Source organism: Polaromonas sp. LjRoot131 (assembly GCF_964252805.1).
GTDB lineage: Bacteria > Pseudomonadota > Gammaproteobacteria > Burkholderiales > Burkholderiaceae_C > Polaromonas.
Genome location: NZ_CAXUPF020000003.1, coordinates 1 through 12,083 on the forward strand (window position 1 = coordinate 1; position 12,083 = coordinate 12,083).

At 66.6% G+C, this 12,083-nt stretch carries 11 protein-coding genes; 2 read left to right on the top strand and 9 right to left on the bottom strand.

Features of this window, described 5'->3' with window-relative positions:
* Positions 1 to 136 precede the first annotated feature (136 nt).
* Genes ACSQ27_RS14715 through ACSQ27_RS14750 form a run of 8 tightly spaced genes read right to left on the bottom strand, consistent with a single transcriptional unit; the run spans position 137 to position 8,325 of the window.
* Positions 137 to 1,111: a Bug family tripartite tricarboxylate transporter substrate binding protein gene (locus tag ACSQ27_RS14715; protein WP_436156247.1), complete on the bottom strand. Its 975-nt coding sequence runs from the start codon at positions 1,109 to 1,111 to the stop codon at positions 137 to 139.
* Positions 1,112 to 1,146: 35 nt separating this feature from the next.
* On the bottom strand, positions 1,147 to 1,539 hold the full coding sequence (locus tag ACSQ27_RS14720) for a VOC family protein (RefSeq protein ID WP_436156248.1): 393 nt from the start codon (positions 1,537 to 1,539) through the stop codon (positions 1,147 to 1,149).
* Entirely contained in the window at positions 1,536 to 2,483 is a 948-nt protein-coding gene (locus ACSQ27_RS14725; RefSeq protein WP_436156249.1) for a hydroxymethylglutaryl-CoA lyase, read from the bottom strand. Before ACSQ27_RS14725 ends, ACSQ27_RS14720 begins: the two co-directional genes overlap by 4 nt.
* Positions 2,480 to 3,724, bottom strand: a complete 1,245-nt coding sequence (locus ACSQ27_RS14730) for a CaiB/BaiF CoA transferase family protein (protein ID WP_436156250.1) — start codon at positions 3,722 to 3,724, stop codon at positions 2,480 to 2,482. The genes ACSQ27_RS14725 and ACSQ27_RS14730 overlap by 4 nt, the downstream gene beginning before the upstream one ends.
* 36 nt (positions 3,725 to 3,760) lie before the next feature.
* Positions 3,761 to 4,726, bottom strand: a complete 966-nt coding sequence (locus tag ACSQ27_RS14735; protein WP_436156251.1) for a LysR family transcriptional regulator — start codon at positions 4,724 to 4,726, stop codon at positions 3,761 to 3,763.
* 29 nt (positions 4,727 to 4,755) lie between these two features.
* Positions 4,756 to 5,088 carry a polyhydroxyalkanoic acid system family protein gene (locus tag ACSQ27_RS14740; protein ID WP_436156252.1) on the bottom strand — a complete coding sequence of 111 codons (333 nt, stop codon included), beginning with the start codon at positions 5,086 to 5,088 and terminating at the stop codon, positions 4,756 to 4,758.
* A complete protein-coding gene (locus ACSQ27_RS14745) occupies positions 5,081 to 6,184 on the bottom strand; it encodes an aminopeptidase (protein WP_436156253.1) in 1,104 nt (367 codons plus the stop codon). Before ACSQ27_RS14745 ends, ACSQ27_RS14740 begins: the two co-directional genes overlap by 8 nt.
* 11 nt (positions 6,185 to 6,195) lie before the next feature.
* Positions 6,196 to 8,325, bottom strand: coding sequence for a molybdopterin-containing oxidoreductase family protein (locus tag ACSQ27_RS14750; RefSeq protein ID WP_436156254.1), 2,130 nt, complete (start codon positions 8,323 to 8,325; stop codon positions 6,196 to 6,198).
* A 74-nt stretch (positions 8,326 to 8,399) separates the two neighbouring features.
* On the opposite strand from ACSQ27_RS14750, the gene ACSQ27_RS14755 reads away from it, so the two are divergent.
* On the top strand, positions 8,400 to 9,533 hold the full coding sequence (locus ACSQ27_RS14755) for an ABC transporter substrate-binding protein (protein WP_436156255.1): 1,134 nt from the start codon (positions 8,400 to 8,402) through the stop codon (positions 9,531 to 9,533).
* 138 nt (positions 9,534 to 9,671) lie between these two features.
* Positions 9,672 to 10,802 (top strand): ABC transporter substrate-binding protein, encoded by a 1,131-nt coding sequence (locus ACSQ27_RS14760; RefSeq protein WP_436156256.1) that lies wholly within the window; start codon positions 9,672 to 9,674, stop codon positions 10,800 to 10,802.
* 49 nt (positions 10,803 to 10,851) lie between these two features.
* Here ACSQ27_RS14760 and argE read toward each other — a convergent pair whose 3' ends face one another.
* Entirely contained in the window at positions 10,852 to 12,060 is a 1,209-nt protein-coding gene (argE, locus tag ACSQ27_RS14765) for an acetylornithine deacetylase (protein ID WP_436156257.1), read from the bottom strand.
* Positions 12,061 to 12,083 lie beyond the last annotated feature (23 nt).

The window sequence follows — 12,083 nt, forward strand, 5'->3', positions numbered from 1 at the left end:
CAGGGACCCAGACTGCGGGTCGCCTTTTCTTTGGTGACTTTCTTTTGGCGAAGCAAAAGAAAGTTACTTGCTGCCGGGCAATCCCCGGCCAGCCACCCTCAGCAGAGAGCGCAACGGCCGGAGCACCCACCAGCATTCAATCGGCTTTGATATTGGCAAGCTTCACAATCCGCCCCCACATCTTCCGCTCGCTATCCCCCAAAGCCGCCAGCTCGGCACCACTCATGACCACAGCCTTGGCCCCTTGCTCCTCGGCGCGCTTCCTGAAGCCTTCCGACTCCACCACCTGCTTGATCGCCAGCGAGAGCCGGCCTTGCAGGTCGGCGGACAAGCCCGTCGGCCCGTAGACCGCGAACCACGACGAGGCCACCAGCGGCACGCCGGCCTCGGTGGCGGTCGGCACGTTGGGCTGGGCGGCCAGGCGCGTGCGGCCGGTCACCATTAGCGCCTTGAGTTTGCCGGCGCGGATATGGGGCAGCAGCGGCGGGGGTGTGGTGATGGTGAAGTCCACGGTGCCGGCCAGCAGGTCGGTGAGCGCCGGGCCTGTGCCGCGATAGGGGATGTGCACCATAAAGGTCTTGGTCAGGTCCTTGAGCAGTTCGGTGGTCACGTGCTGCAGCGAGCCGTTGCCGCTGGACGCGTAGTTGACCTTGCCGGGGTTGGCCTTCACGTACTTGAGGAAGTCGGCGAAGTTGTCGGCCGGGAAGTTGCCGCGCACCACCAGCAGTTGCGGCGCGTCGATCAAATGGCCCAGGGGCTTGAGGTTGGCGGCAGGGTCAAAACCCGCCACCGGCTGGATCAGCGGCGTGATGCACTGGTAGCCCGAGTACTGCACCAGCAGGCTGGTGCCGTCGGCCGGGGCGCGCGCCACCATCTGGCCGGCGATGTTGCCGTTGCCGCCGCCGCGGTTGTCTACGACCACCGAGGTCTGCAGGATCTTGCCCAGCGGCTCGGCCAGCATGCGGGCGGCGATGTCGGTGGTGCCGCCGGCCGCCGTGGGCACCACCAGCGTGATGGGTTTGCCGGCGAGCTGCGCGCGCACCGGGTTGAGCCAGGCGGCGGTGCTGAGCCCGGCGACGGTGAGCAGGGTTCTGCGGGAAATAAAAGTCATGGTCTTGTCTCCAGTCATAGTTTTAGGATGCCGTTTCAGGCGGGTTCGGAAATCTCTATCAAATTCAGGTCGGGGTCGCGCACGTAAATCGAACGAATTTTTTGCGTGGCGCCGGTGCGCAGCACGGGGCCTTCAATCACCGGCCAACGCTCGCGTTCCAGGCGGGCAATGACCTCGGCAAGCGGGACGCCGGCCAGAAAACACAGGTCCAGCGCGCCCGGCATCGCCAGGTGGGCCTTGGGTTCGAACTCGCGGCCTTTGACGTGCAGGTTGATCTTCTGCTGGCCGAACTTGAAGGCCTTGCGTTCCACGGGTGGCGTGCCGCCGGTAAAGGTTTCCAGCGTCATGCCCAGAACACGGGTGTAGAAATCCACGCACGCAGCTTCGTCACTGGTGGTCAGCACCAAGTGGTCAAGACTGGCGATCATGCCGATGCCGCCCTCAGTTCGGCCACATAGGGCGGCGGCGCATGCAAATCGGTGATGCGGCCCGCCTTGGCGACCTGGCCTGGAACCTCATGGCCGACGATGGCCGGCAGCTGCCGTGCCACGTCCAGCAGCCGCGGAATGTCCATGCCGGTGTCGTAGCCCATGGCGTCCAGCATGTGGATGGCGTCCTCGCTGCTGATGTTGCCGCTGGCGCCGGGTGCATAAGGGCAGCCGCCCAGGCCGCCCAGCGAACCGTCAAATCGCGTAATGCCGCCCTGCACAGCGGCCAGAACATTGGCCAGCCCCATGCCGCGCGTGTTGTGGAAGTGCAGCGTCAGCTGCAGGTCTTTAAAGCGCTGCTGCAGCAGCTTGACCATGCGGGCGACCTGCGCCGGGTGCGCCATGCCGGTGGTGTCGCAAATCGTGAGGCCGCGCACGCGGTCCGTGCCGAAGGCGGCAAAGCGTTCGCTCCAGCGCAGCACTTCCTCTTCAGCCACCTCACCCTCCATCGGGCAGCCGAAGCAGCAGGACAGCGACACATTGATGGGCGTGCGGCCGTCCACATGACGGACCACGTCGGACAGCGCGGCAAAACTTTTCTCGCGCGGCATGCGCAAATTGGCCAGGTTGTGGGTTTCCGAGACCGACATCACGAGATTCAGCTCGTCGGCGCGCGACTCCAGCGCGCGCTCGGCGCCGCGCAGGTTGGGCACCAGCACCGTGTATTCCACGCCGGGTACGCGGCGTATGCGGCCCATCACCTCCTCCGCGTCGCGCAGCATGGGGATGGCCTTGGGCGAAGTGAACGATGTGACTTCGATCTTGGCGTACCCACATTCGCTGAGTGCATCGACCAGCGCAACCTTGTCGTCGGTGGCGATGAAATTGGGCTCGATCTGGAAGCCGTCGCGCGTGGCGACCTCATTAAAAAAGATCCGCTTCATGGTATTCCTGCATCCTTTCCGGCCACGATGCCTTTGTCTTTGAGCGCCTGGATTTGTTCGGCTGAAAGCCCCATCTCGCGCAGCACCGCATCGGTGTCCTGGCCCACATGCGGCGCATTTCGGCGGTGGCCGCCCGGCGTGCGCGAGAGTTTGGGCACGATGCCGGGCACGGCCAGCAGGCTGCCGTCGTCCATGCGCACCTCGTCGAGCATGCCGCGCGCCTGGTAGTGCGGGTCGGCCGCGATGTCGGCCACGGTGTAGATGCGGCCGGCGGGCACCGAGACCTTGTCGAGCGCGGCCAGCACCTCGTCCACCGTGAGGCCCAGGGTCCATTGGCCTATGGCCGCGTCGATTTCGGCAACGCGCGCCACGCGGCCGGCGTTGTCGGCCAGCGCCGGGTCGCTGCCCAGGTCGGCGCGGCCTATGGTGGCCATGAGCCGCTTGAAGATGCTGTCGCCATTGCCGGCGACCAGCGCATAACCGCCGTCCTTGCAAAGATACGCGTTGCTGGGCGCGATGCCGGGCAGGGCGCTGCCGGCCGCGCCGCGCACCGCGCCGAAAGCGCTGTACTCGGGCAGCAGGCTTTCCATGCAGTTGAACACCGCTTCATACAGCGCCACGTCGATCACCTGGCCCTTGCCGGAGCGCTGGCGCTCCTGCATGGCCAGCAGGATGCCGATCACGCCGTGCAGCGCGGCCAGCGTGTCGCCTATGCTCACGCCCACGCGTACCGGCACGCGGCCCGGCTCGGCCGTCAGGTGGCGCAGGCCGCTCATGGCCTCGGCCACCACGCCGAAGCCCGGTTTGTCGCGGTAGGGGCCGGTCTGGCCGTAGCCGCTGATGCGCAGCATGATGAGGCGCGGGTTCAGCGCCAGCAACTCGTCAGGCCCCAGGCCCCAGCCCTCCATGGCACCGGGGCGGAAGTTTTCGATCAGCACGTCGGCGTCAAGCGCCAGCCGGCGCACGATGTCCTGCGCCTCGGGGCTTTTGAGGTCCAGCGCCACCGAGCGCTTGTTGCGCGACTGCACCTGCCACCACACCGAGGTGCCGTCTTTCAGCAAACGCCATTTGCGCAGCGGGTCGCCCGCGCCCGGGGTTTCGACCTTGATGATGTCGGCACCGAAGTCCGCCAGTGTCTTGGCCGCGAAGGGCCCGGCGATCAGCTGGCCCAGCTCCAGCACTTTGAGGCCGGCGAGCGGGCCGGGGGCGGCGGGAGTGGAAAGGGATTGTTCAGTGGCCATGGGCGGCAGTGTGCCGCCCGGGGCCCGCCCCGTCCATTACCGCTTTGGGGCTCGGGCTTTCGCGTTTTGCGAAGGCAAGGCGCTTTTCGACTTCCCGGACCCGACGGGTGCCACGAGAAACTCCACCAGCGCGGTGATGGCCGCATCGGGCTGGCCCGCCATGGTGGCTGCCAGCAGGCGGCGCCTGGCCCAGGTGTCGGCCAGCGGCCGCCAGCCCAGCTTCATGCTTTTGATGATGGGCAGCGTGGCGCCCTTGGGCAGAATGGCCACGCCCAGGCCCGAGGCCACCATGTGGCACACCGCGTCGAAGCTGCGCACCTGCATGCGCAGCTTGAGCGGGCGGTTCGCGGCCAGCGCGGCCTGTTGCTGCTTCTGCAGCATGGCGGCGCCGGCGGTCAGGCTGATCCATTCTTCGTCGAGCGCATCGACGAAAGCCAGCGGCGCCTTGCTGCGCGCGAGGGCATGGCCGGCGGGCAGGATCAGCACCAGTTCGTCTTCACGAAACAGGCGCGTGTCCAGCCCCGTGGTGTCGGGCCCTTCGACAAACACCGCCGCGTCGGCCCGGCCTTCGCGCAAAGTCGCCACCACCGCTTCGGACACCTGCTCCTCGAGGTCTATGTGCACCTGCGGGTGCAGTTCGCCGTAACGCGCGAGCAGCGGCGGAAGGAACTGGCTGATGGCCGCGCTGCTGGCGCACAGGCGTATGTGGCGCGCGATGCCGCGCCGCAGGTCGGCCAGTTCGCCGCCCAGCTGTTCCATGGTTTGCAGCAGGGTCAGGCCATGCTTGACGAAGACGCGCCCGGCCGCTGTCGGCAAGAGGCCGCGCGCGTGGCGTTCAAACAGCGCCTCGCCCAGCGCGTCCTCGAGCTCGCGTATGCGCCGGCTGGCCGCGGCCAGCGCCAGGTGCGAGTCACGCGCTGCCGCGGTCAGGCTGCCGGTCTGCGCGCAGGCCACTGCCAGGCGCACGGACACCAGGTCGAAGCGGGCCAGGTTGTAGTTCACGGGCAGCGCCCTTGAATTTCAGTAGCTTCTCAGGCGGCCTTCTTTTTCGCCGCGGCCTTTTTGGCGACGGGTTTCTTTGCGATCAGCGTGTCCAGGTTTTTCACGATCTCGCCTTCAATTTTGTCCTTGAAGGCGCCCAGCAGAAAGCCGAGCCTGGCGTTGAGGTCAAAACTGTCTTTGGTGACCGTCAGCGTGCCGCTGACGCCCGAGCGGGTGAAGCTGACCAGGTCTTCGGTCTTGCCTTCCTCGTAGGTGCATTCCATGTCGAACTTTTCTTCGACCTGCTCGGCCCACTTGAAGGCGATCTTGCGCGCCTCCAAAAGGCCCAAGGTGTGCTCGCGCTGGATGTGGATGTCAGCCATTCGAAGTCTCCGTGTTATTCATTTGAAGCGCCTTGCGCCGTTCTTCTTTGGGCAGCCTGGCCAGCCCTTTGACCGCATCATAAAACCGTTGCCAGTCGCGGCCTTCATGTTCGAGCAAGGCCTCGAAGCCTGGCACCAGCTCATCATAGGCGGCCTGTGCGCCGAAAGCCGCGTTGTTGGCGCGCGCCACCCAGGGGTCGTAGCCCGCGAAGCCGTCCCACGAAGCCTTGAGGCTGGCGTAGCTGTCGCGAAAATGCTGGAGCGCCTGGGCCTTCAGGGCCGCCTGCGCGGCTTTGCCGGCCTCCGTCGCCGGCTTTTTGTCGTAGATCGCGGTCAGCTCAAGCCGCGTGGCCAGCGCCAGCGCGCGGAACTGCCGGCGCCGCCCGTCGAACCGGGCGTAGTCCTGCTGGGCCTTTGCATTGCCCCGGAGCGCCTCGCTGTCCAGCCAGCGCTGGCTGCCCACGCGCTCGACGGCGGTGGCGAAAGACTCATTGAACATGGTGTCGTCTTTCGCGTAGACCACCTGGTGCGCGAGTTCGTGAAAGATCAGCCGCGCGAGTTCGCCTTCGGGGTAGCCGATGAAGGTGTTGAGCAGCGGATCGCCGCCGGCCCAGTTCATCCAGCCCAGCGTGGAGTAGGCGGGCACACCGTAGACGCTGGTCTCCAGGCCTTGCGCCTTGAGCCGCTCAGCCTCGGCGCGCGCCTCGGCCTCATTGAAATAGCCGCGGTAGCCCACACAACCCGTGATCGGGAAGCACCAGGTCTTGAGGGTCAGCGAGAACTCGGGCGCGGCCACCACGTTCCAGACCACGGCGCTGCGGCGCAGGTCGGCGTAGCGGCGGTAGCTGGGGTTGTCGGGCAGCTTGAGTTCGCTCACGGCAAAGCTGCGTATGCGCTGCGACAGGGCCAGCCGGCTTTTCAGCTGCTCGGAGGCCTGCGCGTCGCCCAGCCAGTCGTCCACCGGCCGGGCCGCGTTGAGCATCTGCAGGTGGCCGCTGACGGATTGCCAGTAATAACCGAGGTCGGCGCAGCCCGCCAGGCCCAGGGCCGCCAGCAGCGCCGCGGCCAGCGTGCGTTTGAGCGTGCTGCGCTTCACCTGGAACCCGCTCAGGCGGCCTGCGGTTCGCGCTGCACCTGCACCAGGCAGTCGTAAAACACCGGGCCGCGGCCCATGTCGGTCAGGTGCTGGCTGGTGAGCTGGTTGACGTTGGTGCCGTCCAGGCCCAGCTTGCGCCACCAGATGCCCAGGCCGTTGACCACGCCGGGCCGGGCCCGCGTGGAAACCTCGGCCTTGACCCGGTACTCGCCGCGCTGGTTGAAGACCTTGACGATGGCGCCCGTGGTGATGCCGCGCACGGCGGCGTCGTCGGCGTGGATTTCCAGCACCGGCTCGGCCTCGATGTCGCGCAGGCTTTTGACGTTGACGAAACTGGAGTTCAGGAAGTTGCGCGCCGGCGGCGAGATCATGGCCAGCGGGAATTGCGCCGAGCTGCCCGCGGCCTCATGGTTGGGCACGTGGCCGGGCAGGCCGTCGGCGCCTTCGGCCGCCAGCCGCGCGCTGAAGAATTCGCAGCGGCCCGAGGCCGTCGGGAATTTGCCCTCGGCAAAGGGCGCGTCGGGCAGGTCCAGCGTGGCGAAGCCCTTGTCCAGCAACTGCTGGAAGTCCACCTTGTCGCCGAACACCGCGCGGCACAGCGCTTCGTCGCTGTCGGAAAAGCAGGGTTCGGCCAGGCCCATGTGGGCGGCCAGCTCGCGGAAGATCTGGGTGTTGGGCTTGGCCTGGCCCAGCGGCGCGATGGCCGGGCGGTTCAGCAGCGCGTCGGTGTGGCCGTAGGCGCCGTGCACGTCCCAGTGTTCCAGCTGCGTGGTGGCCGGCAGGATGTAGTCGGCGTAGTCGGCGGTGTCGGTCTGGAAGTGCTCGAGCACCACGGTGAACAGGTCTTCGCGCGCAAAACCCTGCACCACCTTGCCGGATTCGGGCGCCACCGCCACCGGGTTGCTGTTGTAGACGATGAGCGCCTCGATCTTCGGGCCGAACTGCTTTGATGCCGGCGCCAGCAGCGCATTGCCTATGGTGCTCATGTTGATGGTGCGCGGCTGTCGGCCCTTCAGCAGATCGGGGCGCTGCAGCGCCGCCCTGTCCACCGGGAACTGGCCCGAACTGCTGAGCAGCACGCCGCCGGCACGGTGCCGCCAGGCGCCCGTGAGTGCGGGCAGGCAGGCGACGGCGCGGGCCGCGTTGCCGCCGCCGTGCACGCGCTGCATGCCGTAGTTCAGGCGTATCGCCGCGGGCTGCTTGTTCAGCATGCATTCGCCGTAATCGCGGGCCAGCGAACGGATCTGTTCGGCCGGCACACCGCAGACGGCGGCGGCGCGCTCGGGGCTCCATTGCAGCGCGCGCTCGCGCAGCCCGCCGTCCGGCGATTCCCAGCCCAGGGTGTGGCGCGCGATGTAGTCTTGGTCCAGCCAGTCGTGGGTGATCAGTTCGTGCATCAGCGCGAGCGCCAGCGCGGCGTCGGTGCCGGGCAGCAGCGCGATGTGTTCATGGCATTTCTCGGCGGTTTCGCTTCGGCGCGGGTCTATGCAGACGAGCTTGGCGCCGTCGCGCTTGGCCTGCTGCGCATAGCGCCAGAAATGCAGGTTGCTGCCGATGGAGTTGCTGCCCCAGATGATGATCAGTTTGGACTCGGCGAAAAACTCCACGCGCATGCCGACCTTGGCACCCAGGGTCTGCACCAGGGCCTCGCCCCCGGCCGAGGAGCAGATGGTGCGGTCCAGGAAAGACGCGCCCAGCCGGTTGAAAAAACGCCCGGCCATGCTTTCGCCCTGCACCTGGCCCATGGTGCCGGCGTAGCTGTAGGGAACGATGGCTTCCGGCTCACGCGACGCGATGGCCTGGAGGCGCGACGCGATGTCGGCCAGCGCGGCCTCCCAGCTCACCGGCTCGAACTGCCCGCTGCCCTTGGGGCCGCTGCGCTTGAGCGGGTGCAGCAGGCGCTCGGGGTGGTAGGTGCGCTCGGTGTAGCGCGAGACCTTGTTGCACAGCACGCCACCGGTATGGGGATGGTCGGGGTTGCCCTGCACGCGGGTAGCCACGCCGCCTTCCACCGTGGTCAGCAGTGAGCAGGTGTCGGGGCAGTCGTGCGGGCAGGCGCCCAGCACCTGCACGGCGGCCGGCTTCAGCCCGGCGTCAGGATTGGCCTTGGCCTTAGGGGAGATGCTGATGGTATTGCTCATGGTTCACTTTATATTGACAGTCATCGGGGCAACCCGGGGGAGACACATACTTCATGATTACAACAATGAACGGAATGCGGGCATTCCACGCCGCCGCCAGAATCAGCATGGTAGCGGCCCTGGCGGGACTGCTGGCGGCAGGGGTCAAAGCCGAGGACGGCGTCAGCAAGACGGCCGTCACCCTGGGCCAGTCCCTGGCCATGACCGGGCCGGGCGCCACGCTGGCCCTGCCTTTCGCGCAGGGCGCGCGGCTTTACTTTGACCGCGTCAACGCGGGCGGTGGCGTCCACGGCCGCAAGATCGAGCTCAGCACGCTGGACGACATGGGCAACCCCGAAACCACCGTGGCCAACACCAAAAAACTGCTGGACCAGAAGGTGTTCTCGCTGTTCGGCTACTACGGCTCACCGCAGGTCACCGCCGTCAACCCGCTGCTCAAGGACACCGACATCCTGTTGTTCGCGCCCATGGCCGGCGCTGACGAGCTGCGCGGCTCGCTCTATCCCAATGTCTATTCGGTGCGGCCCGGTTATTCGGAAGAGGCCGCCATGATTACGCGCCATGCCGAAACCCTGGGCATGCGCAAGCTGGCCATCCTGCACGGCAAGGACCCGGAGTCGCTCGCGGCGCTGGATTCGGCCGAACGCACCATGGGCGGCCTGGGTGCCAACCTCGTGGCCAAGTCATCCCTTTCAGGCGGCAGCGTCGCCACCAGCGTGGACCAGGTGCTGGCCAAAAAACCCGAATCGGTGCTGGTGATCAGCGACGCTTTGGGCGCGGCCAACGCCATACGCGACCTGCGTGCCAAGGGCTTTCGCGGGCCCATCTACGGCTTTTCGAGCACCGGCGAAAGCCTGCTGGCCGAACAGCTGGGCGCAACCGGCGCCGGCGTGGTGGTGGTGCGTGTCACGCCCAAGTCGGACAACGCCAAGAGCGTGCTGGTGCGTGAGCTGCAGGCCGACGCGCTGGCGGCCAAGCTCGGCAAGTCCAACGTCTACATGCTCGAAGGCTACATCGCCGCCTGGACCTACACCGAAGCCCTGCGCAAGGCCGGCAAGGACCCGACCCGGGCCAAGCTGCGCAAGGCGCTGGACAGCCTGCAGGACCTGAACCTGGGCGGCTTTCGTGTCCACTTCGACGGCGACCGCGTGGGCTCCAAGCTGGTCGAGCTCAGCCTGATTGATGCGACCGGGCGGGTCAGGGAATAGGTCTAAACCCGCAGAAGGCTGGCAAATTACTGACAGTCCGGCTGCAAAGTAAGGCCAAAGTAGTGACCTATCTCACGGGCTTTCGTCCTGTTACCAATGGGGTAACCATACTGTAAGTTGTGTTGCGAGAATGAAGGAATGAACCTCACTCGCAGAAAATTTTCCATCGCCACCGGTGCCTCCATGCTAGCCGGTTTCAACATCGCCCATGCCCAGGCCGACAAGATCATCCTGGGCCAGTCGGCCGCCTTCACCGGCCCGGCCGCACAGCTGGGCATCCAGTTCCACCAGGGCGCCAAGGTCTATTTCGACCAGGTCAACGCCCAGGGCGGCGTCGGCAAGCGCCTGATCGAGATCCGCAACCTCGATGACGGCTACGAACCCGACCGCTGCGCCGAAAACACCCGCAAGCTGATCGAGGACGAGGTGTTCGCGCTGTTCGGCTATATCGGCACGCCCACCAGCATCGCCGCCCTGCCGCTGGCCACCAAGGACAAGGTGCCCTTCATCGCTCCCTTCACCGGTGCCATGGCCTTGCGCGACCCCTTCAACAAATACGCCTTCCACGTGCGCGCTTCGTACAACGATGAAACCGGCCTCATCGTCAAGCAGTTGACCAGCCTGGGCCTGAAAAAAATCGCCGTGTTCTACCAGAACGATGCCTACGGCAAGGCCGGCCTGGACGGCGTCACGTTGGCCCTGGGTGCGCAGAACCTCAAGCCGGTGGCCCTGGGGACGGTCGAGCGCAACACGGTGAACGTGGCCGCCGCGGTCAAGACCCTGGTCGCGGCCGGGCCCGACGCGGTGGTGCAGATCGGCGCCTACAAGGCCTGCGCGGCCTTTATCCGCGAGGCCCGCAAGGCCGGCTACGGCGGCACTTTCTACAACGTGTCCTTTGTCGGAACCCAGGCGCTGGCCGACGAACTCGGCAAGGACGGCGCGGGCGTGGTGGTGTCGCAGGTCATGCCCTCACCCTACAACGCGGCCCGTCCCATCGCGCGCGAGTTTGTCGACGCGGTCAAGGCGGCCGGCGGCAATGCCCAAGCCAATTTCTCCAGCATGGAGGGTTATGTGGCCGCCAAGGTGCTGGTGGACGGGCTCAAGCGCGGCGGTGGCAAGATCAGCCGCGAGTCGCTGATCTCCGGCCTGGAGAGCATGGGTAGCCAGTCGCTGGGCGGTTTTTCAGTGTCCTTCTCGCCGACCGACCACGTGGCCTCCAGTTTTGTGGAGCTGTCCATGCTCACGGGTGACGGCCGCGTCAGGACCTGACTTTCGGATTCCTCAAGAAAAACGCCTGACTGAGTCAGGCGTTTTTCGTTCAGGCTATCTGTCTTGTGGCGATCAGGCCTTGCATAAACGCCTGGCAACGCGCCAGTTGCTCCAGGCTCACAAATTCATCGGGCTGGTGCGCCTGGGTGATGCTGCCGGGCCCGCAGACCACGGTCGGAATGCCCGCGCCCTTGAAGATGCCGGCTTCGGTGCCGAAGGCCACCAGCGTGGTTTGCTGCGTGCCGGCCAGGCGCTGCGCCAGCCGGGTCACGTCGTCGCCGGCCGATCCCAGGAAGGCCGGCACTTCGCAAATCGTTTCAAAGCTGAAGCCCGCGTCGGGCGCGACCTTTTTCATCGCCGGCTGCACGCGTTCCGCGTAAGCCCGTATTTCGCGCTGCATGGCCAGCGCGTCGGCCGTGGGCAGGTTGCGAAATTCATAGCGGAACTCGGCATCGCGCGGCACCACGTTGTCGGCGATGCCGCCGTGGAACTGCCCCACGCTGGCGGTGCTGAAGGGCACGTCGAAACCTTGGTAGCGCGGCTCGCTGGCTTCAAAGCCCTCGGCCATGTCGCGCAGCTTGCCGACCACGCGCGCCGCCATCTCGATGGCGTTGACCGACTGCGGCGTGAGGGATGAATGCGCTTCCTTGCCGCGCACGCAGCATTTGTAGCGGTAGACGCCCTTGTGCGCGGTGGCCGGAACCATGCTGGTGGGCTCGCCGACGATGCAGGCCAGCGGCGCGATGCCGGCGTCCTTCATGTCGGCGATCAGCCCGCGCACGCCCAGGCAGCCGACTTCCTCGTCATAGCTCAGCGCCAGGTGCACCGCGAAGGGCGCCTGGCTGTTCAGGAACTCCCCGGCGTGGGCCAGGGCCATGCCGATAAAACCTTTCATGTCGCAGCTGCCGCGGCCGTAGAGCCGCCCGCCCTCGATGGCGGCCGACAGCGGGTCCAGCGTCCAGTCCTGGCCGTCCCAGGGTACGGTGTCGGTATGGCCTGACAGGATGACGCCGGCCGGCTTGCCTTCGCCCAGCGTGGCGAAAAGGTTGGCCTTGGTCTTGCCGGCATTGGTGGTGATGCGGCTGGCCACACCCAGCCGGGCGAGCTCGTCGCGCACGAAGTGGATCAGTTCCAGGTTGCTGTTGTCGCTGACGGTGTTCATGCGCACCAGGGCCTGGATCAGTTCCAGGGCGCGGGGCGAGACGGCGGGCGGGGTGGCAGGCGTGGGGGCGAGGGTGGGGGAGGGGGCGAAAGACATGGTGCCATTTTGGCCGTATTCCG

What these genes read in the sequence shown, in the direction of transcription:
- ACSQ27_RS14755 (WP_436156255.1), top strand. Translation starts at nt 8,400, where the DNA reads ATGCGGGCATTCCACGCCGCCGCCAGAATCAGCATGGTAGCGGCCCTG.
- ACSQ27_RS14720 (WP_436156248.1), bottom strand. Translation starts at nt 1,539, where the DNA reads ATGATCGCCAGTCTTGACCACTTGGTGCTGACCACCAGTGACGAAGCT.
- ACSQ27_RS14760 (WP_436156256.1), top strand. Translation starts at nt 9,672, where the DNA reads ATGAACCTCACTCGCAGAAAATTTTCCATCGCCACCGGTGCCTCCATG.
- ACSQ27_RS14730 (WP_436156250.1), bottom strand. Translation starts at nt 3,724, where the DNA reads ATGGCCACTGAACAATCCCTTTCCACTCCCGCCGCCCCCGGCCCGCTC.
- argE (WP_436156257.1), bottom strand. Translation starts at nt 12,060, where the DNA reads ATGTCTTTCGCCCCCTCCCCCACCCTCGCCCCCACGCCTGCCACCCCG.
- ACSQ27_RS14750 (WP_436156254.1), bottom strand. Translation starts at nt 8,325, where the DNA reads ATGAGCAATACCATCAGCATCTCCCCTAAGGCCAAGGCCAATCCTGAC.
- ACSQ27_RS14740 (WP_436156252.1), bottom strand. Translation starts at nt 5,088, where the DNA reads ATGGCTGACATCCACATCCAGCGCGAGCACACCTTGGGCCTTTTGGAG.
- ACSQ27_RS14725 (WP_436156249.1), bottom strand. Translation starts at nt 2,483, where the DNA reads ATGAAGCGGATCTTTTTTAATGAGGTCGCCACGCGCGACGGCTTCCAG.
- ACSQ27_RS14715 (WP_436156247.1), bottom strand. Translation starts at nt 1,111, where the DNA reads ATGACTTTTATTTCCCGCAGAACCCTGCTCACCGTCGCCGGGCTCAGC.